Genomic DNA, 22801 nt, shown 5'->3' on the forward strand with positions numbered 1-22801 from the left:
CGTAATACTTGCTCCATTACTTACTCACGCAGGAGTTTTCTCCATGAACGTATTCGTTACCGGTGCAGCCGGCTTTATCGGTGGTTCCATCGCGACCGGCCTGGTCAAGGCGGGTCACACTGTTGCCGGTCTGGTGCGCAGCGCCGAACAGGCTCAGGAAATGACCGCACTGGGCATCACCCCGGTGATCGGTACCCTGGACGACAGCGCCATGCTGACCGAACAGGCTAAAAAGGCTGATGCCGTGATCAACGCGGCCAGCAGCGACCATCGCGGCGCCGTCGAAACCTTGTTGGCCGCCCTGCGTGGTTCCAACAAACCGTTCCTGCACACCAGCGGTTCGAGCATCGTGGGTGACGCGTCGGGCGGTAAGTCCAGTGATGTCATCTACTTCGAAAACAACCTGCCGGAGCCGACGGTCGACAAGGCCGCTCGCGTGGCCATCGACAACCTGATTCTGGCGGCGGCGAAAGACGGCGTGAACTCGGCAGTGATCTGCAACACCCTGATCTATGGCCACAGCCTGGGGGTCAAGCGTGACAGCGTGCAGTTGCCGCGTTTACTCAAGCAAGCCCGTAAAAGTGGCGTGGTGCACCACGTTGGACCAGGTCAGAACATCTGGTCCAACGTGCATGTCGAAGACGTGGTTGCCCTGTATCTGCTGGCGCTGGAAAAGAACGTCCCCGGTACCTTCTACTTTGTTGAAAGCAGCGAAGCGGCCTTCGTCGACATGACCACCGCCATCGCCGAAGCCCTGAAGCTGGGCAAACCGCAGGATTGGCCACTGGCTGATGCCGAAGCCGAGTGGGGCTATGAAATGGCCAACTATGGTTTGGGTTCCAACAGCCGGGTGCGAGGCAAGCATGCCCGTGAGTTGCTGGGTTGGGTGCCCAAGCGTACGTCGGTTGTGGAGTGGATTCGCAACGAGATGGTTTGATGGTCGCTTGAGGCCGAGGCGTCCCCTTTCGCGAGCAAGCCCGCTCCCACATTTGACCGAGTCCATCCGTTGGAATGCGGTTGAATGAGGGAGCGGGCTTGCTCGCGAAGAACGATAACTCGGTCCACCTGATTCACCCAGCGCTAGCCCCACCTCACTCAATTCCGTACCATCTCCCGCCTTATCCCCCGCAACTCCCCGGTAACCCCATGAACTTCACCCGTCTTCGCGCCGACGCCCTGGCCGGACTCACCACGTCTTTTGCCTTGCTGCCTGAATGCGTCGCCTTTGCCCTGGTGGCTCACCTCAATCCGCTGATGGGCCTTTATGGCGCGTTCATCATCTGTACCCTGACCGCGCTGTTCGGTGGCCGGCCGGGGATGGTGTCCGGTGCGGCGGGGTCGATGGCGGTGGTGATCGTGGCGCTGGTGGTGCAACACGGCGTGCAGTACCTGCTGGCTACGGTGCTGCTGGGCGGGTTGATCATGATTGCCTTCGGCCTGTTGCGCCTGGGCAAGCTGGTGCGCATGGTGCCGCACCCGGTGATGCTCGGCTTCGTCAACGGCCTGGCGATCATCATCGCCTTGGCCCAGCTTGAGCATTTCAAGAGCGGCGAAACCTGGCTCAGCGGCACGTCGTTGTACGTGATGAGCGGGTTGGTAGCTGCGACCATGGCCATCGTCTACCTGCTGCCGCGCCTGACCCGGGCGGTGCCGCCGGCGCTGGTGGCGATTCTCGGTGTGGGCCTGGCTGTGTACCTGCTGGGCCTGCCAACCCGCACCCTGGGCGACATGGCCCACATCGCCGGCGGCCTGCCAGCGTTCGCGTTACCGCAGATTCCCTGGACCCTGGACACGCTGCAGATCATCGCGCCTTACGCGATCCTCATGGCGATGGTCGGCCTGCTGGAAACCCTGCTGACCCTCAACCTCACCGACGAAATCACCGAGACCCGTGGCTACCCGAACCGTGAGAGCGTGGCTCTCGGCGCCGCGAATATGGTCTCTGGTCTGTTCGGTGGCATGGGCGGCTGCGCGATGATCGGACAAACCGTGATCAACCTCAGTTCCGGCGGGCGCGGGCGGTTCTCCGGGGTGTTCGCCGGGGTCATGATTCTGCTGTTTATTCTGTTTCTGTCACCGCTGATCGAGCGGACTCCGCTGGCGGCGCTGGTGGGGGTGATGTTCGTGGTGTCCCAGCAGACCTTCGCCTGGGCGTCGCTGCGGGTGATCAACAAGGTGCCGCTCAATGACGTGCTGGTGATCATGGCGGTGACGGTGATCACGGTGTTCACCGACCTGGCGACGGCGGTGCTGTGCGGCATCGTCATCGCTGCGCTCAACTTCGCCTGGCAGCAAGCTCGCGAGCTGTACGCCGACGAACACCTGGAAGCCGACGGCAGCAAGCTTTACCGCCTGCACGGCACGCTGTTCTTCGCCTCGACCACGCCGTTCCTCAACCAGTTCGACCCGGCCAACGACCCGGCCCAGGTCACGCTGGATTGCCGTCACCTGAGCTTCGTCGACTACTCGGCGATTGCCGCCCTGATGACCTTACGCGAGCGCTATGTCAAAGCCGGCAAGCATTTGCGGGTGCTGCATTTGTCCGAGCGCTGCAAGAAGCTGCTCAAGCGCGCCCGGGTTCATCACGACTGAGCAAGAGAAACCTTCGTAGATACCGTCTTGAACCTCACCCGGCAAGCACCCCGGCGTAGCAGCTGTCGAGCCCTGGCGAGGCTGCGTATACGGTGTGTCTGACACGCTGAGGTCTCAGGTTTTACGACTGCTTCGCAGCCGGACGCGGCCTCGTTCTACTCGACCGCTGCTACGCAACGTTGGCCGGTTGTTTAAGGCCCGACCAGGTTTTCCAGTTCCTGGGCGCGGGTGCGGGTCATGTCCAGTAGGCAACTGGAGCCGTTGACCTGATCAATCGTGCCACCGGTGGCTGAGCCTGCGAAGGCGCAATTGGCATCCCGGTATTTGAGCCACATGCGCTGCACATCCAGCAGTTGTTGCTTGCGCTTGCCTTCCTGGGCCGCCAGGGCGGTTTTGTACGCCTTGTTCAGGCGCTCATCCTGCACCTTGGTTTCGGTGGCGTTGCAGTCGACCATGGCGGTGGTGGTGTTGGCGCCATCCATGCAGGTTTTCAGCGCCGGGCTGTCGGCGGCCGAGGCATTGGCGCACAGGGCCAGAAGCAGGGCGCTGGCGGCGAAGGGAGCAAGCAGTGATCTACGGTTCATTGTTGGTTTTCCTGATCATGAGTTGATGCGCAATCTAAGACTCAACGCGTGCCGTTGAGTTTCCAGTACCCGGCGATCTTCATGTAAGAACGCCCCCCTTATTTTCATTCCCCGTCCCTGGGCATGTCCCAAAGCGACGCCGCTTGTCTGTGGGCGAAAATTACTTTCATAAAAATTGAAAATCCAAATCATTAATGATTTATGAGTTTCACAACTAATTCGACGTGACCCTTTCCGAGGAGTACCGCATGGCCGCATCACCGGGCTTTTGGCTGCTGGCTTACGCCGCTATCGCCATCATTGCATTGATCGTGCTGATCGCACGTTACCGGCTCAACCCCTTTATCGTCATCACCCTGGTGTCCATCGGCCTGGCGCTGCTGGCCGGGATGCCGGCGGATACGATCATGGGCTCCTACGAGGCCGGCGTCGGCAAAACCCTGGGGCATATTGCGCTGGTGGTGGCCCTGGGCACCATGCTCGGCAAGATGATGGCCGAGTCGGGTGGCGCCGAGCAGGTGGCGCGCACGCTGATCGACCGATTCGGCGAGCGTAATGCTCACTGGGCCATGGTGTGCATTGCCTTCCTGGTCGGGCTGCCGCTGTTTTTCGAGGTCGGTTTTGTGTTGCTGGTGCCGATTGCCTTTACCGTGGCGCGGCGTGTCGGGGTGTCGATCCTGATGGTTGGTTTGCCGATGGTGGCGGGCCTGTCGGTGGTGCATGCGCTGGTGCCACCGCACCCGGCGGCGATGATGGCGGTATTGGCCTACAACGCCTCGGTGGGGCAAACCGTGCTTTACGCGATCCTGATCGGTATCCCGACGGCGATCATTGCCGGCCCGGTGTACGCCAAGTTCATCGTGCCGCGCATTCACCTGCCGGCGGAAAACCCGCTGGAACGTCAGTTCATCGACCGCGAACCGCGCACCCGTTTGCCGAGCTTCGCCCTGACCATGGGCACGATTCTGTTGCCGGTGGTGCTGATGATGATTGGCGGTTGGGCCAACCTGATTTCCACGCCGGGCACTGGTTTCAACCAATTCCTGTTGTTTATCGGTAACTCGGTGATCGCCCTGCTGGTGGCGACCCTGGTGAGTTTCTGGACCTTGGGCCTGGCCCAGGGCTTCAACCGCGAGTCGATCCTCAAGTTCACCAACGAATGCCTGGCGCCGACGGCCAGCATCACCTTGCTGGTGGGCGCCGGTGGCGGTCTTAACCGGATCCTGGTGGATGCCGGTGTGACCAACGAAATCCTCGGTCTGGCCCACGCGTTCAATCTGTCGCCGCTGGTGATGGGCTGGTTGTTCGCCGCGCTGATGCGCATCGCCACCGGTTCGGCCACTGTAGCCATGACCACCGCGTCGGGCGTGGTAGCGCCAGTAGCCCTGGGCCTGGGTTATCCCCACCCGGAATTATTGGTATTGGCCACCGGCGCCGGCTCGGTAATCTTTTCCCACGTGAATGACGGCGGCTTCTGGCTGATCAAGGAATACTTCAATATGACGGTGATCCAGACCTTCAAGACCTGGACCGTGCTGGAGACCCTGATTTCGCTGGTCGCCTTCGGTCTGACTTACGGTCTGTCCTGCATTTTGTAACCGGGAGTTGACGTGATGGACATCCTCTACCAGATCCGCGCTCGCCAGGACTCATTCAGCGCCGGTGAAGGGCGTATCGCCAAGCTGATGCTGGAGGATGTCGGCTTTGCAGCGTCCGCCAGCCTGGAAGAGTTGTCGCTGCGGGCCGAGGTCAGCACCGCCACCTTGTCGCGGTTCGCCCGCAGCGTCGGTTGCCGTGACTTGCGTGACCTGCGCCTGCAACTGGCCCAGGCCAGCGGTGTTGGCAGCCGCTTCCTGGACCCGTCAGGTTTGCCGGAGCAGTCGGCATTTCACCGGCAGATTCTCGGTGACATCGAGGCGACCTTGCGTCAGCACCTGTCCGGGTTCAATCAGCACAGTTTTGTCGATGCCGTGAGTCTGCTGGGCAAGGCGCGGATGATCCATGCGTTTGGCATGGGCGGCCCGTCGAGCGTGGGCAGTGATGAGTTGCAAGTGCGCCTTGTACGTCTGGGTTATCCCATTGCCGCCTGTCACGACCCGGTGATGATGCGCGTGACCGCCGCCACTCTGGGGCCGGAGCACGCGCTGATCGTCTGCTCCCTGACCGGCCTCACGCCTGAACTGCTGGGCGTGGTGGAACTGGCCCGTAACTATGGAGCCCGTATCGTCGCCATCACCCTTGCCGATTCACCGCTGGCGCAATTGGCAGACGTGCTGCTGCCACTGCAATTGGCGGAAACCAGTTTTATCTACAAGCCCACGGCAGCGCGCTACGGAATGCTGCTGGCCATCGACGTGCTCGCCACTGAGCTGGCCCTGGCCATGCCGGACGATAACCAGGAACGCCTGCGACGGATCAAGCTGGCCCTGGACGATTACCGCGGTGGCGCCGATTGCCTGCCGCTTGGAGACTGAAATGAAGTACGACACGCTGATCCGCCAGGCCACGATCATTGATGGCAGTAACTCCCCAGGCTATGTCGCCGATGTGGCCCTGCGTGCGGGCCGGATCGAAAAGATTGGCGACCTGTCGGCTGCCCACGCCGAACATGAAATCGACGCCACCGGGCGAGTGCTGGCGCCGGGGTTTATCGACGTCCACACCCATGACGACACCGTGGTGATTCGCCAGCCGCAAATGCTGCCCAAGCTCAGCCAGGGCGTGACCACGGTGATTGTCGGCAACTGCGGCATCAGCGCTTCACCGGTCAACTTGCGCGGCGATCCGCCGGACCCGATGAACCTGCTGGGCAACGCTGAGGCCTTTGCCTACCCACGGTTTTGCGATTACCGCGCCGCCGTCGAAGCGGCGCATCCTGCGGTCAACGTTGCCGCGCTGATCGGTCATACGGCACTGCGCAGTAATCATATGGACGACCTGCACCGCACCGCCACCGCCACCGAAATCGCCGCCATGCGCGTGCAATTACAGGAAAGCCTGGAGGCCGGAGCCCTGGGGTTATCCACAGGCCTGGCCTACGCCAGCGCATTCAATGCCGAAACCGATGAAGTGCTGCAACTGAGCGAAGAACTGACGGCGTTTGGCGCGGTGTACACCACCCATTTGCGCAGTGAATTCGAACCGGTGCTGGAGGCAATGGACGAGGCCTTTTTGATCGGCCGTCACGCCAAGGCACCGGTGATCATCTCCCACCTCAAATGCGCCGGCGCCGGCAATTGGGGTCGCAGCCCGCAGCTGTTGGCGTCCCTGGAGCTGGCCGCGAAGACTCATCCGGTGGGCTGTGATTGTTATCCCTATGCGGCCAGCTCCTCGACCCTGGACCTCAAGCAAGTCACGGATGCTTTTCGCATCACCATCACCTGGTCGACACCGCATCCGGACATGGGCGGCCGAGACTTGCAGGACATCGCCGGCGAATGGGCAGTGCCGCTGATGGAAGCCGCACGCCGACTGCAACCGGCTGGCGCGGTGTATTACGGGATGGATGAAACCGACGTACAGCGCATCCTCAGTCATCCGTTGTCGATGATCGGTTCGGATGGTTTGCCGGAAGACCCGTTCCCGCATCCACGTTTGTGGGGCGCGTTTCCACGGGTGCTTGGGCACTTCAGTCGCGACCTGGGGCTGTTCCCGCTGCATACGGCGGTACACAAGATGACCGGGTTGTCAGCGGCGCGGTTTGGCCTGGCCGAACGCGGCGAAATTCGCGAAGGGCATTGGGCCGACCTGGTACTGTTCGACCCGTTGCGGGTGCGGGATGTGGCGGACTTCAAACAGCCGCAACGGGCGGCGGAAGGGATCGATGGAGTGTGGGTCAACGGTGTGTTGAGCTACAGCGACGGGCAGGCGAATGGGCAACGACCGGGACGCTTCCTGGCTCGCAGTGGGGATTTGCGCCGAGGCTTTGCGGCGCTCTAGAGATCGCTCGCAAACCCAGGCAATCGGTTGGTGTTTGTCGAAGGCTGACGCATACCTGTGGCGAGGGGGCTTGTCCCCCGTTGGGCTGCGAAGCAGACCCAGAGCCTGCAACTGAGTTCTACCTGGAATAACGCGGTGACCTTATTAGGGCTGCTTCGCAGCCCAACGGGGGACAAGCCCCCTCGCCACAATAGAGTAGGGCATATTCCAAGAGGCGCACTTACACCCGGAAGTGGCTCACCATCTGCTGCAACTGCCCGCCCAACCGCGCCAATTCCACACTGGACTTGGCCGTCTCGTCACTGGCCGCTGCGGTCTGTTCCGACACATCACGCACATTGACGATACTGCGGCTGATTTCCTCGGCCACGGCGCTTTGCTGTTCGGCAGCAGCGGCAATCTGCTGGTTCATCGACTGGATGTTCGACACCGTGCGGGTGATGTTTTCCAGAGAAACACCGGCTTTGCGGGTCAGTTCGACGCTGCTGTCGGTGAGGTTGCGGCTGTTGTTCATCACATTGGCCACTTGCTGGGTGCCGTTTTGCAAACCGGCCACCAGGCCTTCGATTTCTTCGGTGGATTTCTGCGTGCGCTGGGTCAAGCCCCGTACTTCGTCGGCCACCACGGCAAACCCGCGACCGGCTTCACCGGCGCGCGCCGCTTCAATCGCCGCGTTGAGGGCCAGCAGGTTGGTCTGTTCGGCCACCGCCTTGATCACGTCCATCACGCTGCCGATCTTGCTGCTTTCCTGTTGCAGCAACGCCATGGCGTCGGTGGAACGTGCCACTTCCTCGGCCAGGCGTTCGATCTGGGCGATGGCTTCAGCCACGACCTTGTCGCCCGCACGGGCTTCGCCGTCGGCGGCCGAGGCGGCTTGGGACGCTCCTGCACGGTGGCGGTCATCTCGTGCATGGCGGTGGCCACTTGATCGGTCTCGATCTTCTGGCTGTTGACGCCGGCGCTGGTCTGTTCGGTAACAGCCGACAGTTCTTCGGCCGCGCTGGCGATCTGGGTCACGCCGTCGCGGATACCGGTGATCAACTCGCGCAGGGTGCTGCCCATGCGCTGGATGCCTTGCTGCAACACGCCGAGTTCGTCGCGGCGGGTCACTTGGATGTTGTGGCTCAAGTCCCCGGAGGCAATGCGTTCGACCACGGCCAGGGTGTCGCGCAGCGGCCGGGTGATCTGACGGGTGATGATCAGTGCGGCGATGATGCCCACCAGCAATGCCAGGAAGGTGCTGATCAATTGCAGGCTGCGGGCCTGGGTGCTTTCCAGGTCACGGCGTTCGAGCTGGATCTCATACAGCTTGTCGCTGATGCCGAGAATGTCTGCGCCTTGAACGGTCATTTCCTGACGCGCCAGGACGATATTCGCGTTGGCCACTTTGTAACTTTGCAAGGCGCTGCGATAGGCGCCGAGGGCTGTTTCCAGTGAACCCAACTGGGCTTGCTCGGTGGAGCCCAATACCATGGCCAAATCTTTCACACCTTTGACGGCGCCGTCGATCTGCGCCATGGCACGGGCCTCGGTGTCTGCGTTGGTGGTGGCGGTGTAGCCACGCACGTCGTAGCGGGCCAGTTGGAACTGGTCCTTGGCGTCGGTGATGGCCTTGAACTGGTCGAAACGGTCATCACTCAGGGGCATCTGGCGTACGCGGGTGTCCAGCGCGTCAATCAAGGCACCGGCCGCATCGGCACGGTCACCCATGGCTTGGCGCGCGGTGTTGCCGGCACGGTAGGCCTCGCGCATCTTGTTCAGGGACTGCTGGTAGGCGGTGATGACGTTTTTCTGTTCGTTGAGCAGCTTGAGGTTTTCCGGGCTCTTGAAGCTGGTCAGCAGTTTTTGCTGTTGCGCGACAAAACCGTCGAGGCTGGTCTGTACGTTTTGTGCGACGGTTTCGTCGCCGTTGGCCAGCATGTATTGCAGGCGAACAATGCGCAGCTTGGTCAGCGAGGCGTTGAGCTGAGTGATATCGCTCATCCAGTTGCTGCGGTCGATCAACCCGCCGAGGCTGGTCCAGCCGGTGAGGGCCAGGATCGAAGTCAGAAGCAGCACCAGGCCGAAGCCCAGGCCCAGTTTCAGGTTGACGCTGATATTGCCGAACCAAGTATTCATCGAATTCCCCCAGGAACAGATTGCGTGTACATCAGTTGCTGGAAGAACGCCCAGCCGATGGATAGTCAGGAGGTATCGGCAGGCTGGGCGAGAGCTGAAACGATTTTTTTGTGCGGGCTGGATTCGCGGATAAAGGGTTGTGGGTGGCAAGCGCCCAGGGTGGGCGCTTGCGGGGATCAGCGATCGGGAACGGCACCGGCAGGCAGTACGCTGAGGATCAACCGTGACGCAAAGTCTTGGCTCAGGTGCACCCGGTTATAGGCGACTTGAGGGCGTTGGGCCTGGCCTTCGGCTTCGCCGCTGTTGGGGTTGACGTCAAAGTGCGGGAAGTTGCCGCTGGCAATGTCCAGGCGCAAGCGATGGCCTTGCTTGAATAGATTGCAGGTGGAGAAGGGCTCAATCAGCACCTTGACCCGTTCACCGGGTTTCATCAGCGCAGGCTGCTCCCAGGAATCACGATAGCGGCAGCGGCGGATGCCATCGGTGATGTTCATTGCAAAACCTTCGGGGTAATCCGCGCTGGGCGGGTAAACATCCACCAGTTTGGCGGTGAAATCGGTATCGGGGGCGTCACTGTCGATCCACAGTTCAATCTGTACGGTGCCCGCGACGATCAGGTCTTCGCTCAGAGGTTCGGTCTGGAAGCTCAGCACATCGCTGCGTTCGGCCAGTGGGCTGTTATCGCCACGGGTGCCGAAGAAGTCCGGGCGCTCACGCTGATCGAAGGCACCGCCGACAAATACTGGCGCGCCTGAAGTCAGGGCTCCGCCGATGGTGGGCACCGGGTCGGCGGGGTCGGCGTGATAGCCCAAGTGGGCATCGTCTTCGCCGGGGGCGGTGCAGACCAATTGGCGCTGTGCATTCAGATAAAGGCTCAGCGTTTGGCTACCGGGCAGTGGCCACTGCGAGCCGTGCAACCAGCGGCCGCCGTGTTGCAGGCGGCCATTTTCATCTTTGGCGCCACTGCCGCCGCCCATCAGGAACACGGCCACACTCGCCGCCGGTATTTTTGACGTGGGTTTGAGAGACTGCTCGAACCAGTCCAGGCGACAGCTCAGCCAATCCTTGGCGACCTGACCGTCGAACGCCGCATTGGGCCCAAACTCGACATCGCCACTGTGGCTGATATTGCGGTCACCGTGCAGCCAGGGGCCCATGATCAATTGTTGAGGTCGTGTACTGCTATGGTGGAAAGCCGCGTAGTTGGCCAGGGTCGAACTGACATAGGCGTCGTACCAACTGGACATGAACAGCACTGGAATATCCGGTAAATGCTCGTAATGACCTTCGGCGTAGATGCCGGGTTTCTTCCAATATGAACCGAATGCACCCTGGGCCCACTGGTCCAGCACATAGGCTTCGTATTCCGGCACATGGCGCAGCGGCGATTGACCGGGTTGCCAGGGCATGCGGCTGAACCAGTAGTGAATGTCCTCTTGCTCCAGCGCTTCACGGATCAGCGGGTCAGCCAGGGCTGCGGGGCTTTCCTTGGCTTGGCGCCAGGCCCATGTGGCCTGCTTGAGCTCGAATGCGCCGCCCTGACGAATCCCGCACTGGTAGGCATTGGCGAAACCACCACTGTCCAGCACCATGCTGCACAGCCCCGGTGGGTGCAGGCAGGCCATTGCCAGTTGGGTGTGGGCGGCGTAGGACAGGCCCATGCTGCCGACGTTGCCGTTGCACCAGGACTGTTCAACGATCCAGGCCAGGGTGTCGAAGCCGTCTTCGCCCTCGGCGGTGTACTTGGTGAACACCCCTTCGGAACCATACCGGCCACGGCAATCCTGGAAGATTGCGACAAAGCCCTGGGCGGTGAAACGCGCGGCCATTTGCTCACGAGAAATGTGCTGGCCATCGAGCTGTTTTTCCGAGCGCGAGGGTTTGCTCTTGTCGTAGGGGGTACGTTCGATCACTACCGGGAAGGGCCCTTCCAGACCCTGCGGCAAGTAGATATCGGTAGCCAGGTGGACGCCATCACGCATCGGAATCATCTGGTTGTACAGCATCTGCATGGGGGAAACACTTCCTTGAAAAACAGTCATCGACTCAGTACCCGATCGCTACTGCTATGGCCAACAGCACCATCGCCAGTGCCGCATAGATCAAGAACAGCGGCAGGATGTAACGGGCCCACTGGCCCCAGCCCACTTGCGCGGTCGCCAGCAATACCAGCAGGCCGCTGGACGTTGGGGTGATCATGTTGGTCAGGCCGTTACCCATCAGGAACGCGAACACCGTGGTTTGTGGGCTGACGCCGGACAACTGCCCCAGCGGGCCGAAGATCGGCATGGTCACCGCCGCCTGGCCCGAGGTGGACGGGATCAACACATCGAGCCCCAATTGTGCGAAGAACATGCCGTAAGCCGAGACGACCGGCCCGTGATCGCCCACCAGGTTGGCCAGGCTGTTGACGATGGTGTCCAGCACCTGTCCGGTACTGAGGATTATCTCTACGGCGGTCGCCAAACCGATCAAGACGCCGGCGATCAACACCTTTTTCATGGCGTCGACAAAGGCGCTGGCAGCGACGCTGGCGCCGAGCCCGGCGATCACACTGAAGGCCACGGTCAGCAGCAGGTAGAACGCCGATAGCTCGTGGTATTTCCACTCCCAACGGTTGGAGGCATAGACCAGGAAGCCAATGCCGACACCCAGCAGCACCAGGTTCAATAGGTGGCGCAGCGGCAGCGGCTTGCGTTCAAACGTGATTTGCGCGCTGGCGTCAAAACCGTGCTTGCGAATGCTCCACAAGACGAACGCAATGCCCACCAGCAAGAAGGTGCAATAGGCGAGGACGCGCATGCTCAAGCCGCTGAAAATCGGCAGCCCGACCATCGGCTGGGCCACTGAAAGCGCCACCGGGTTGGAGATTGACGCCAGGTAACCAATCTTCACCGAGATGGTGACGATGGCCAGGCCGATCAGGTTCGACAGGCCCAAGCGGTTGGCCATTGCGACCATCAACGGCACGATCAGGATGAATTCCTTGGCCAGGCCCATGAAGGTGCTGCCGGCGGAGAACACCAGCATCAGGCTGGGCACCAGCACATAGATATTGCCCCGGGTCAGCCCGAGCAGACGTTCCAGCCCGGCATCAATCACCCCGGCCTTGTTCAGTACGCCGAACATGCCGCCAATGAACAGCACCATGAAAATCAGCGCTGCACGTTTCTCGATGCCTTGGGGAATGGCCATGAAGCCTTCTATCAGCGACACCGGACGGGCCACGCTATCGTCGGTTTTGCGCGGCGCCAGGGAGAACAGTTGGCTGAGGGAGTCCTGTTTTTCCAGTACCTGATAGGAGCCGGGAACCACCAGGCCATTCTGGCGTTGGAACTTGCCCGAGTTCACCGCGTAGGTGAAGGCGACCGCGAGCAAGACGATGCTCAGCAGGATGATTGCCGGGTTGATTTGTTTGCGCTGTACGGGCTTGTCCACCGATGTTTCGGCGGGTGGTTGGGTACGGATAATCTGCGGTTCGGTCATGCTGGCTGCCCCGGGCGCGTGCCCTGTCTGGGCAGGGTCAACACGCTGTTATTGTTGTGGGTAGTGACGCTTGTGGGGCGGACACTAGGGCAAAATTTTTCCGGCCACAACGTTATGCGTGGGGTGGGTTGGGGTATGCGTTTTGTGCGGCCAGCCGCTGTTTGAGGTGTTCGGCAAAGGCCGTCACCACCTGCGAGCGCGGCTCATCGGCGCGAAATGCCAAGCCAAACGCATAGGGCAACGCCGGTCGGAAAGGACGGATGACAATCGGCAAATGCAGAAAGTGACTGGCCAGCAAACCATTGACGATAGACACCCCCAGGCCTTCGGCGACAAAGCTGCACGCCGCGCCTACCGAATGCACCTCAACCCGCACCTGCGGCGTCAGGTTGGCGGCGCGCAAGATCTGGTTCAACTCCGCGCGCAGCGCCCGTTGCCGCCCCAGCATGACCAACGGAACGTCCCGCAAATGCTGAACCTCGATAAACGCGTGGCGGCTTAGCGGATGGTCTGCGGGCATCACGCACACGCCTTCGGTTTGCAACACGGGCTCAATGTCGAAATCGGGAATCTCGGTGGGCAGCCGCACAAAACCCAGGTCGGCAGAACGATCCAGCACGGCCCGTTCGATCATGTCATAGGAGCCGGTCAGCAACTCGACGACGATGTCCTCACGGTCCTTGAGAAACTCGGCAACAATGCGTGGCAGCAGCTCTTGGGTCATGCTGGTGGGCACCCCGACCTTGAGCAGGCTCTTGCGTGAACGGCCCACGCGCATTTCATCGGCCAGGCGCTGGATGCGCTGCATACCGTCCACCAGCCCGGCGACTTCGGTGAGCAGTTCTTCAGCTTCCGGGGTGGCCATCAACCGGCCCTTTTTCCGCAGGAACAGGGCAAAGCCCAAGGTGTCTTCCAGCTGGCTCAGCAGGCGGCTGACCGCTGATTGCGACAGGCCCATGCGGGTCGCTGCGCCGATGGTCGAGCCGGTGGACATGATCGCCTTGAAAGCTTCTAGCTGCTTGAGATTCACCGTGATGTTCCTGTCGGTTGCGGCGGCGCAAGGTGCTTTGCGCATAGCCTGATGCGCTTCACGCATAACGTTGTCGGGTGTTCGATGAGCCGTTAGTGTCCGCCGCAATGCGACATGGCGTCCAGCCTGTCGCACGGTGCAACTGCCCATAAAATCGACAATACGGCATTGGGGAAAAATTTATGCGTGAGCTGATCACGAAGGGAGGAATGGTGTCTGCGGGCTTGCTGGCAGGCCTGTCATCGCAGTTGATGGCCCAGGGGTTCTGGGAGGACTCCCACGGCAGGTTGACCCTGCGCAATTACTACTTCAACGACGACTATCGCGACGGTGGCGAGGATCGCAAAGAGTGGGCCCAAGGTTTTTTGCTCAACCTGCAATCGGGTTATACCGAGGGCACGGTGGGATTTGGCCTTGATGCATTGGGGCTGTCGGGGATTCGGCTCGACTCCAGCCGTACCCACTCCGGCACCGGGTTGCTGCCGGTTCACGACGATGGTCGTGCGGCCAGCGAATACTCAAGCCTGGGCGTTACGGCGAAGATGCGCATCGGTGACGCCGTGGTAAAAACCGGCACGTTGCTGCCAAAAATCCCGGTGCTGGTGCACAACGATGGCCGGCTGTTGCCGCAAACCTTTCAAGGGACTCAAGTCGAGTACACCGGTATCCGTAATCTGTACCTGCACACCGGGCACCTGGATAAATTCAAGCAGCGCAATTCCACCGACAGCGTGGATATTTATCCCCAGGGCTATACCGGTAAGCAGGGTAGCGACTTCGATTTTGCCGGTGCCACCTATGCCTTTACGCCGACACTCAGCGGTACGTGGTACTACGGTGAAATGCGTGAGTTCTATCGCCAGCAATTTTTCGGGTTGGTGCATAAGCAGCCAGTGGGCAGTGGCAGCCTGAGTAGCGACTTGCGCTATTTCATCAGCAGTGACGCAGGCGAAGCGCGTAATGGCAGGGTCGACAGCGATATGTTCAGCGGCCTGTTCACCTATCGGTTGGGCGCGCAGGCGCTAGGCGTCGGTTATCAGAAAGTCACAGGTACTACCCCGTTGCCGTACACCAGTGTGTCGACGGTGTACTCCTTCAGCAATGCCGGTGTCGGTAAATTCATCCAGGCCGGTGAGCAGACCTGGATGCTGCGTTACGACTATGACTTTGCTGCGGTGTTACCGGGGCTGAGCTTCATGACCCGTTACTACAAGGGCCAGAACGGCGATTTCAAGGGCCGCGAGGCGCGCGAGTGGGAGTCCGATACCAACCTGCGTTATGTGATTCAGGACAGTACTTTCAAAGGCCTGGGCGTTGAGCTGCGCAAGGCGACATACCGTTCAACCTATGTCAGTGATCGGGATAACTGGCGGTTTTACCTGACGTACGATCTGGCGCTATGGTAGAGAACTGTTCTCATCGGCAGGCAATGCCGTTAGAGTACCGCCCGCCCGAGAACTGAGTCCCGGGCTTTTATCCATGGAGTTTTACCTTGAACCACGTCAGTAAAATCGCTGCATCCCTGTTGTTGGCCCTGGCTGTCAGTGGCTGCACCGGTACCGCGATGAAGACCCAGCAACTGGATTCGAGCCAATACACGGTGATTGGCCACAGTGAAGCAACGGCCACCGGTTTACTGCTGCTGGGTGTTATCCCGATCAAGCAGAACAGCCGTTTTGTGCGCGCTCAAACCGCTGCCATCCAGGCCAAGGGCGGCGACGCCATGATCAACACCCAAATCCAGGAAAACTGGTTCTGGGCGTGGGTTCTGACCGGCTACACCACCAAGGTGTCAGGTGACGTGGTCAAGCTGAAAACCGCTCAGTAAGGGCGTGAAGGAGCGCTTGTTCAAGCGCTCCTCTGTGATCACTGCTCGACAAGGAAATAAGGCTGACGGTTCACCGCCATCTCCTTGACCACTTTTACCGGTACGCCCAGGCGTTCGGTATTGTCCACCAGGGCGATGTTGCCCGGCTTGGCGGCGAGGTAGCTTTTGAGCTCCGGCTCCGTCTGCAGGATCGGCAAGTACGCTTGCATGTAAAACACGCCTGCGCCCGCTATCCGCTCGTTCGGCTGATACAACGCCACCTCTTTACCCTCTGCCTGCAGTTCCTGGATCTGGCTGATCACCGGCACGAACGATTGGCGTACATCGGCCTTTGGCGCAAACCAGAACGCAGCGATCAGGTAGCAGGCAATCACGAAGGTGAACAAGCCTCCCATCAGTCCCCAACGATGGCCGTAGACGTGTTTGGCGAAGTGCGAAGTTTGTGTGCGGCCTTTCAGCCACTCCAGCAGTACCGCGCCATATTCTGCCGCGAGCACAGCGGCGGCGGGTGTCAGCGACATCAGGTACACCGTGCGCTTGCTCGACGCTAATGTCAGCAGGGTGAACTGCGCTACCAGCCAGACACTGAAGAACAGCCGGTAACGGTTGCGCATCAAGCTTTTACGAAAGTGCCACAACCCCAGGTACACCAGGATGTTCCAGGGCAAAAATGCTTCGGGCAATTTGGCGATGTAGTAGTAGAACGGCTCGTAGTGACCGGCTTCGACGAAGGAGCCGTTGAAGCGTCCGACACTGTTGGTCAACAGCACCTCGCGAACCGCCTGCATGCCGTCACGCTGAAACAGAAAACCCAGCCAGATCATCAAGGGCACCAAGGCCAGCAGCGTGAACAGGCCTGGGCGAATCCAGTCGCCAAGCTTGACGCGTTTCTCCATCAGGCTGGTACAGGCCAGGTAGGCAAAGATCACAATGCCAGGCATCGCCAGGCCCAGTACGCCCTTGCTCAGCGTGGCAATCAACATCCCGAGGGTAAACAGCAGCCAGGTGCCGAGGTTGGACGTGGAGCGTTCAGACTCGGGGCGATTGGCCTGATAAAACGCCAGCAGGGCCATGGTCACGCCCAGGCTGAGCAGCGCATCTTCGCCGACCCCACGCACATTGCTCCAGTAGCTGCCCATGGTCGCCAGCATCAGTCCTGCGACAAAGGCCAGGGTTTTTGGCCGACCAAACTTGCGCAACATTCCGTACAGCAGCATCACGCTGAACAACCCAGAAAACGCCGACGCCAGGCGTACCGCCCAGGTGGTGCCACCAAACAGACGAATCGCCCCGGCGTCGATCCACAGGCTCAAGGGTGGTTTTTCCAGAAAGGGCTCCCGAAACAGCCGAGGCACGACCCAGTCGTTATCTAGGTGCATGGCCATGGCAATCCCAGCCACCCGGGCTTCGGTCGAGCCTTGCAACTCGTGATTGCCGAGGGCGAAGAAAAACAGCAGGGCAGCGAGCAGGAGCAGCAGCGGAGCAGAGCGCGTCATGGATTCAGGCCACCGTGGGCAAGGGATCGTTCGGGGGAGCGGTCCGGGCAGTCGGTGAGTATACGAGGGCGATTCTTAACAATTCGTGAATGAGTGATGGGTTTTTGTGAGGTTGGCCTTCATGCCGATCAGTTAAGCGAAGGCAGAGCCTCAATACAGCGAAGATCAAACGTGGGAGCTGGCTTGCCTGCGATGGCGTCGGTACTACAAACATTGATGTTGCCTGACCCACCACGGGATTGCCTTCGTTTGCCTAGTGGCTAAGGCAACTTCAGGCTGGGCAACGCCGTCTTGCCTTGTGCCGACAGCACCGGCGCCAGTTGGTCCCAGGTGAAACTCAGCTCATTGTCGCAACCATCCCCGGTGGCAGGCGTCGAGAGTTGCAGGCCTTGGGTGTTGAAGCTCAGGTCAAAGGCCGAGTAACTGGTGACCGCCGGGCAGCCTTCATCCACGGTGGTTTGCTTTTCCAGCCAGGCACTGAACTTGGGGGACAGTTTCACTTCGCCGGAGTAGGGGTCATACCATTCCTGGCGACCGCCAAGCCAGGTCCAGGGATCTACGCTCTCACCGGTTTGCAGGTTCCAGGTGTGCAGGCCCCAACTGATGCCGTTGCGACCGAAGCCTGCGGTCCAGCGGTAGAACTTGACGGTGATCCATTGGGACGACCAATACGTGGGCTCGACTGTGATTTCGCTGGTGTTGGCGGAACCGTTACGGCCCAGGTATTTACGGCGCTCACTGAAAAACTCTGTCTGGCCCTCAGGGCTGACGGCCAGGCGTGCGAGTTGCTGATTGATCTTCTTGATCGCCGGGCTGTCACCCTCCAGTTTGAAGGTGACTTGAGTGCCTTGGGTCTTGACCTGATAGGGGTGTTCGTCGAAGGTTTTTTTCTCCACTTTGACGGGGAGTGCTGCTGCTTCCATTGGCGCGTTATAGGCGTCGCTGCCACAGCCCTCGGTGCTAGCCCGCGTCAGCGTCAAGGGTAACGGCGTACCGCCTGCGGCTTTGCTCCAGGTTCCCGTCAGCGTATCACCCTGGGGGGCATCCAGCTGCCAGAACCCGGTTTTACCGTCCTCAGCCCAAGGTTCACCGGCCTTTTCTTGAGCCAGTTCGATCGGTGCGAGGAATCGCTGGTAGTAGTAACTGCCGCCGGTGTCGGGAGCAGCGTTGAAACAGGCGGTGATCGGTGTTTTGCCGAGTGTGCCTTGCCAGACGCCAGCGAGGTGCGCATGGGCGAAGGTCGAGACGGTGGCCAGGGTCAGAAGCAGGACGGGCTTAAGCATGGGTATCGGACTTCCGGTTGTCTGATAGTGTGGGTTTCAGGTGCTGCTGGAACCGCGTGAACTATAACGGTTTGCAAGTGTAGCTACATTGAAGACGAGCGATCCGCCGGCCGGATCGTTCGCCTGGGGAACGCTGTTTCAATGGGGCGCAGCGGCTTGTGCGATCAAAATATCCTCAAAGAACGCGCCGACCGCTTCGGTGGGGTGACACAACTGGATCTCCAGAACCCAGACCATCTCGCTCGGTACGATCTCCAGCTCAGCCAGTTTCGTATCGCCAAACAACGCGTGGGGGAAATCGGCGATACGGTGCCCGGCGAGGTTGCGCTCCAGCTCCCAACCTTTTGCGGCCGCGCTGTGCTGAGCGAAATCGTACAACTCCTGACCCGTCAGCCCGCGATGCCAGGCCGCACGGGTTTCATCGAATACTTCATGCAGCGCTTTGACGCACGCCTCGTATAGCGAGTGCTCGCCAAATACGAAGGTGTCGCCATAGTCGCCTTCGTAACCGTCCCACACCGGGCCGAGATCGACCACCGCAATATCGGTCGCGCGTAACGTGCGCTGCAGGTCAATACCCTGGCGTGGCGTGCGAATGGTGTCTTCGCCAAACCGGATATAGGTCGGATGCCATGTGTGGGATGCACCCATGATCTGTAACTGTTGATTGGCCATATCGATGGCTTCGGCCGTGGTCATCCCGACGCGCAGTTGACTGGCAATCGACGTCAAGGCGCGTACCGACTGCTCGCGGGCCGCCAACATGCCGTCCAGTGAATAGCGCGGGCCGACTTTTTCCCAGACCGGATCCAGTGGTTTGGCTCCCGACGCGGGTTGCGACAGGCCACTGGGCACAAAGGCCTCCGCGACAAAACGGTGAGCCGACAGGCCCGCCGCGACGCATTGCTCGCGGACATTGCGGATCATTGAGCTGTTCCCGCAGGCGTAGACCTGGGCATCCGCCCAACGATGCTTGTGCCCAAGCGCAACCTGCTGCACCTGGGCTTCTGAAGACAAAACTGCGTGCCAGGAAAAACGCGGGTGCGCGGTGATGGCCTGGTCGAGGAAGTCGCGGTCGTAAAAATCTGCCGGCCATGAGCCGCCCCAATACAACGTCACCTCGGCATTGCGCGCCAGCGCGCTCAGCAGCAGCGGCTTGACGCCGGCATAGCCGGTTCCGGTGGCGAACAGCACGACCGAGAGATCATCATCGTGCTGCCAGGTACACGCGCCGAACGGGCCCTCCAGCGTGAGCGTATCGCCCGCCTCCAGTGTCGCCAGCCTGCGCTCGGAGAACAGCCCGCCGCTGACCCGGCGAATATGAAAAACCAACTGGCCGTGATCCTGTGCCGGCAGATTGGCAATCGAGAAGCAGCGACTGTCGCCCTCATCGAGGCGAAACTTGACGTATTGACCGGCGCGCACTTCAAGCGTCTCCAGGCTGTCGGGCTTGAGCACCAGTTCGGTGATATCAACGCTCAGTGCGCGTTTACTCAACACGTGTGCGGTGACTTCCAGCGTCGGTGTGTCCAGCGACCACCCGGGGATTTCCAGGCGCATATCGGCGCAGGCATGGCTCTGGCACAGCAGCAATTCATCCTCGGCGAGGGGATAAGAAGGGGCTGGAGCGCCCGCCAGAAGAACCTTGTCACGGTATTGCCCGCCCATGACTTTGACCTTGCACGAACCACAAGCACCCCGACGGCACGAGAACGGCACTGACAGCCCGCTGGCGAGCATGGCGTCGAGCAGCAACTCTTCACCGGCCTCGAAGGTTTTGCCCGAGGGCGACAATTCAATGACATGGCGTGTGTTCATAACGACCTCGGGGTGAGTGAGGGCTGATTGTTGCGCTAGACTTAGGACCATTAGAACCTCCAGTTTTGGATATTTCAGATGGTCCAGATGCGCAAATGGCAACTCCTGCTCAAGCTGGATGGGGTTGAGTCTCAAGCCTCTTATCGCAAGATCGTTGAAGGGCTGGTGAGCGCGATTATTGACGGTCGCCCGGGACGCTTCTGCCCGGGACCCGGGAAATGGCGCGGTTGCTCGACGTCAACCGCAAGACCGTGATCCTCGCCTATGAAGAAGCCATCACCAAGGGCTGGCTGGTCAGCGAACAGCGTCGGGGCACTTTCGTCAGCACGCAGTTGGCAACCGCTCCCACTGCCCGAAGTGAACCGCAGTCCTTCGCGTTGGAACTCCAGGCACAACCTGCCGTTGCGTACTTTGCCCAAAACGACCAGATGACGGCCTTGCAACATCGGCCCGAGGTCCTGTTCTTCGATAACGGCGCCTGTGACCACCGTTTACTGCCCCAAGCCCTGTTGCATCGCTACTATCGCAGAGCCCTGCGCAGCAGTTTTGCCTCCAATACCGTGCGCCACGGTAGCGAGGGCACCAGTTATGAATTGCGCAAAGCCCTGGCCGAAATGCTCCGCAACAATCGCAGCCTGGCCGTGAGTGCCGAACACATTTGCCTGACTCAGGGCGTCCAGATGTCGCTGTACCTGACCGCCAGTGCGCTGCTCAAACCCGGTGACGTGGTGCTGGTAGAGCGCCTGAGTTATCCACCGGCGTGGGAGATATTCCGCAAATTGGGCGCTCGCCTCGTGACCGTGGACATGGACAGCGAAGGCTGCCGGGTCGATCACATCGACGAGCTGTGCCGACTCCACAACGTCCGGATGATCTATGTCACCCCCCACCATCAGTTTCCGACCACCGTCAGCTTGCACGCCGAACGCCGGCAACAATTGTTGGCACTGGCCAGGCAGCATGATTTTTGCGTGATCGAGGAAGACTACGACCATGAATATCACTTCGACGGCCGGCCCTATGCCCCCCTCGCCAGCGACAGCACGCAGCGGCATGTGATCTATATCGGCTCACTGTCCAAATCGCTGGGGTCGACGTACCGCTGCAGTTACGTGGTCGCGCCTACCGATGTGATCGAAATACTCAACCGCAACGCTGCGCTGGTCCTGGGGCAAGGGGACGCCGTCACGCAGCAGATGCTGGCGGACCTGATCAATAACGGTGAACTGAAGAAACACCTGCGGCGCGTGACGAAGGAATATCGCCTGCGCCGGGAAACGCTGCAAGAGTGCTTGCTGGAGGGGTTTGGGGAGCGGATTTCAGTTCGCGAGCCGGAAGGCGGGTTGGCGCTTTGGGTGCGGTTTGAGGCTGGGATCGACGTTGATCAACTGGTGCAAAGAGCCCTGGAACACGGGTTGGTGGTGCGCAGTGGCCGACTGTTTTCTCCTGTGGATGAAGGGGAGAACGCGTTGCGACTGGGGTTTGCTTCGTTGAACCGGGAGGAACTTCGCGAGGCTGCGCGACGGTTGGTGCGGGCGGCGAATCAGCCTCACTAAAATCGCTGCCCTTTTAGACACAACTGCTGTGCCGGTTGAGCACTTACTCCCGGTGTGAGGGGTTCCTATAGTCATTCCACCCGCGCAGCCATCAAGCGCACATCAAGGTGGAGCTTATGAATACCCGACTCAAAACCAGCATCAGCACCGAGTTGCCTGCCCATGAGCGCGAAGCGGAGTATTTCGAATACAGCAAGGCGGCGAACCCGATAAGTGCCAACCTGATCACCCGCATTCCTTATCACAGCTTTCCTGCCTCGCTTTACAACTCGGGTGAGTCCAGGCTTGTTCCCCTTGACCTCAGCGAGTCGCTGGGTTGTGAAGGGCCCGCCACGGGGCCTGGCCTCTGTGCCAACTTCATCCGGCTGAATGCCGGAGATAGCCTGAGGCTTGAGCCGAATGCCACGTCCCAGGTGCTGTATGTCATCGCCGGCAGCGGTGGCCTCGTTCAAGGCAGGCACACCTTCGAATGGGCCAAAGGATGCTTCATGGCACTGCCAGGTCTTGATGCGGTGGTGCTCACTGCGACCGAAGACACGCGTCTGTATTACGTCCATGACGAGCCGTTGCTGCGGTTCCTGGGCGTGACCCCCACGGTCGATCGCTTCGCCCCGACCCTTTACCCCGCCGAGGTCGCAAATGCAAAACTGCGGGAAGCCGCAGAGGACCCGCGTGCCCAGGACCGCAGCCGCATCAGCATCCTGCTGGCCAACCGCAACTTCCCTCAAACCCGAACCGTGACCCATGTTTTATGGGCGATGTACGGCATCCTGCCGGCGGGCTCCATTCAGAAACCGCACCGGCACCAATCCATCGCCCTGGACTTCATCATCGATTGCCCCGACGGCTGCTATTCCCTGGTGGGCACCGAGCTTGCGGCTGACGGGCAGATTCACAACCCCGTTCGAGTCGATTGGAGCCCAGGCCTGGCCTTCGTGACGCCGCCTGGGTATTGGCACGCACACTTTAACGAATCGGATCGCGAAGCCTTCTTGATTCCGATCCAGGACGCAGGCTTGCAAACCCATCTGCGTTCGTTGGACATCCGCTTCAGCTGACTGGGCGATGCGG

At 60.5% G+C, this 22801-nt stretch carries 17 protein-coding genes and 1 pseudogene; 9 read left to right on the top strand and 9 right to left on the bottom strand.

Annotated features, from left to right (window positions below; genetic code table 11):
* The first annotated feature begins 43 nt into the window (after nucleotides 1-43).
* Together J7E41_RS22995 and J7E41_RS23000 are read left to right on the top strand one after the other, a co-directional pair.
* Nucleotides 44-937 (top strand): NAD-dependent epimerase/dehydratase family protein, encoded by an 894-nt coding sequence (locus J7E41_RS22995; RefSeq protein WP_214996512.1) that lies wholly within the window; start codon nucleotides 44-46, stop codon nucleotides 935-937.
* A gap of 209 nt (nucleotides 938-1146) precedes the next feature.
* Nucleotides 1147-2592 carry a SulP family inorganic anion transporter gene (locus J7E41_RS23000; protein ID WP_214996513.1) on the top strand — a complete coding sequence of 482 codons (1446 nt, stop codon included), beginning with the start codon at nucleotides 1147-1149 and terminating at the stop codon, nucleotides 2590-2592.
* 191 nt (nucleotides 2593-2783) lie between these two features.
* Here the strand turns inward: J7E41_RS23000 and J7E41_RS23005 are convergent, their stop codons facing one another.
* Nucleotides 2784-3176, bottom strand: a complete 393-nt coding sequence (locus tag J7E41_RS23005) for a lysozyme inhibitor LprI family protein (RefSeq protein ID WP_214996514.1) — start codon at nucleotides 3174-3176, stop codon at nucleotides 2784-2786.
* A 248-nt stretch (nucleotides 3177-3424) separates the two neighbouring features.
* Here J7E41_RS23005 and J7E41_RS23010 point away from each other — a divergent pair, with 248 nt between their 5' ends.
* Genes J7E41_RS23010 through J7E41_RS23020 form a run of 3 tightly spaced genes read left to right on the top strand, consistent with a single transcriptional unit; the run spans nucleotide 3425 to nucleotide 7115 of the window.
* Entirely contained in the window at nucleotides 3425-4774 is a 1350-nt protein-coding gene (locus tag J7E41_RS23010) for a gluconate:H+ symporter (RefSeq protein WP_214996515.1), read from the top strand.
* Between the two features lie 15 nt (nucleotides 4775-4789).
* Nucleotides 4790-5650, top strand: a complete 861-nt coding sequence (locus J7E41_RS23015) for a MurR/RpiR family transcriptional regulator (RefSeq protein WP_214996516.1) — start codon at nucleotides 4790-4792, stop codon at nucleotides 5648-5650.
* Nucleotide 5651: 1 nt separating this feature from the next.
* Nucleotides 5652-7115, top strand: a complete 1464-nt coding sequence (locus tag J7E41_RS23020) for an N-acyl-D-amino-acid deacylase family protein (RefSeq protein ID WP_214996517.1) — start codon at nucleotides 5652-5654, stop codon at nucleotides 7113-7115.
* A 220-nt stretch (nucleotides 7116-7335) separates the two neighbouring features.
* On the opposite strand, the gene J7E41_RS28580 is transcribed toward J7E41_RS23020, so the two are convergent.
* The 5 genes from J7E41_RS28580 to J7E41_RS23040 form a co-directional block, all read right to left on the bottom strand.
* On the bottom strand, nucleotides 7336-7944 hold the full coding sequence (locus J7E41_RS28580) for a methyl-accepting chemotaxis protein (protein ID WP_435304137.1): 609 nt from the start codon (nucleotides 7942-7944) through the stop codon (nucleotides 7336-7338).
* Nucleotides 7839-9233, bottom strand: a complete 1395-nt coding sequence (locus J7E41_RS23025) for a methyl-accepting chemotaxis protein (protein ID WP_435304138.1) — start codon at nucleotides 9231-9233, stop codon at nucleotides 7839-7841. The genes J7E41_RS28580 and J7E41_RS23025 overlap by 106 nt, the downstream gene beginning before the upstream one ends.
* A 176-nt stretch (nucleotides 9234-9409) precedes the next feature.
* Complete coding sequence (locus tag J7E41_RS23030) at nucleotides 9410-11245, bottom strand: CocE/NonD family hydrolase (protein ID WP_214996519.1); 1836 nt, start codon at nucleotides 11243-11245, stop codon at nucleotides 9410-9412.
* A gap of 34 nt (nucleotides 11246-11279) precedes the next feature.
* Complete coding sequence (locus J7E41_RS23035) at nucleotides 11280-12719, bottom strand: YfcC family protein (RefSeq protein ID WP_214996520.1); 1440 nt, start codon at nucleotides 12717-12719, stop codon at nucleotides 11280-11282.
* Between the two features lie 112 nt (nucleotides 12720-12831).
* Entirely contained in the window at nucleotides 12832-13749 is a 918-nt protein-coding gene (locus J7E41_RS23040) for a LysR family transcriptional regulator (RefSeq protein ID WP_214996522.1), read from the bottom strand.
* A 209-nt stretch (nucleotides 13750-13958) separates the two neighbouring features.
* On the opposite strand from J7E41_RS23040, the gene J7E41_RS23045 reads away from it, so the two are divergent.
* Nucleotides 13959-15155, top strand: coding sequence for an OprD family porin (locus J7E41_RS23045; protein WP_214996664.1), 1197 nt, complete (start codon nucleotides 13959-13961; stop codon nucleotides 15153-15155).
* 86 nt (nucleotides 15156-15241) lie between these two features.
* Nucleotides 15242-15577 (top strand): hypothetical protein, encoded by a 336-nt coding sequence (locus J7E41_RS23050; protein WP_214996525.1) that lies wholly within the window; start codon nucleotides 15242-15244, stop codon nucleotides 15575-15577.
* 38 nt (nucleotides 15578-15615) lie between these two features.
* Here J7E41_RS23050 and J7E41_RS23055 read toward each other — a convergent pair whose 3' ends face one another.
* The 3 genes from J7E41_RS23055 to J7E41_RS23065 all read right to left on the bottom strand — a co-directional run bounded on the left by J7E41_RS23055 (nucleotide 15616) and on the right by J7E41_RS23065 (nucleotide 20252).
* The gene (locus J7E41_RS23055) at nucleotides 15616-17073 is read right to left on the bottom strand and encodes an ArnT family glycosyltransferase (protein WP_214996527.1); all 1458 of its coding nucleotides are present in this window, start codon (nucleotides 17071-17073) and stop codon (nucleotides 15616-15618) included.
* Between the two features lie 260 nt (nucleotides 17074-17333).
* Complete coding sequence (locus J7E41_RS23060) at nucleotides 17334-18356, bottom strand: hypothetical protein (protein ID WP_214996529.1); 1023 nt, start codon at nucleotides 18354-18356, stop codon at nucleotides 17334-17336.
* Nucleotides 18357-18494: 138 nt separating this feature from the next.
* Nucleotides 18495-20252 carry a M24 family metallopeptidase gene (locus tag J7E41_RS23065; protein ID WP_214996666.1) on the bottom strand — a complete coding sequence of 586 codons (1758 nt, stop codon included), beginning with the start codon at nucleotides 20250-20252 and terminating at the stop codon, nucleotides 18495-18497.
* Between J7E41_RS23065 and J7E41_RS23070 the strand changes: the two are divergent.
* Together J7E41_RS23070 and J7E41_RS23075 are read left to right on the top strand one after the other, a co-directional pair.
* Nucleotides 20253-21730: pseudogene (locus J7E41_RS23070) on the top strand (PLP-dependent aminotransferase family protein). It abuts the gene before it with no gap.
* 116 nt (nucleotides 21731-21846) lie between these two features.
* On the top strand, nucleotides 21847-22788 hold the full coding sequence (locus tag J7E41_RS23075; RefSeq protein ID WP_214996531.1) for a cupin: 942 nt from the start codon (nucleotides 21847-21849) through the stop codon (nucleotides 22786-22788).
* Nucleotides 22789-22801 lie beyond the last annotated feature (13 nt).

It is taken from the genome of Pseudomonas fluorescens, from assembly GCF_018614655.1.
Lineage (GTDB): Bacteria > Pseudomonadota > Gammaproteobacteria > Pseudomonadales > Pseudomonadaceae > Aquipseudomonas > Aquipseudomonas fluorescens_BX.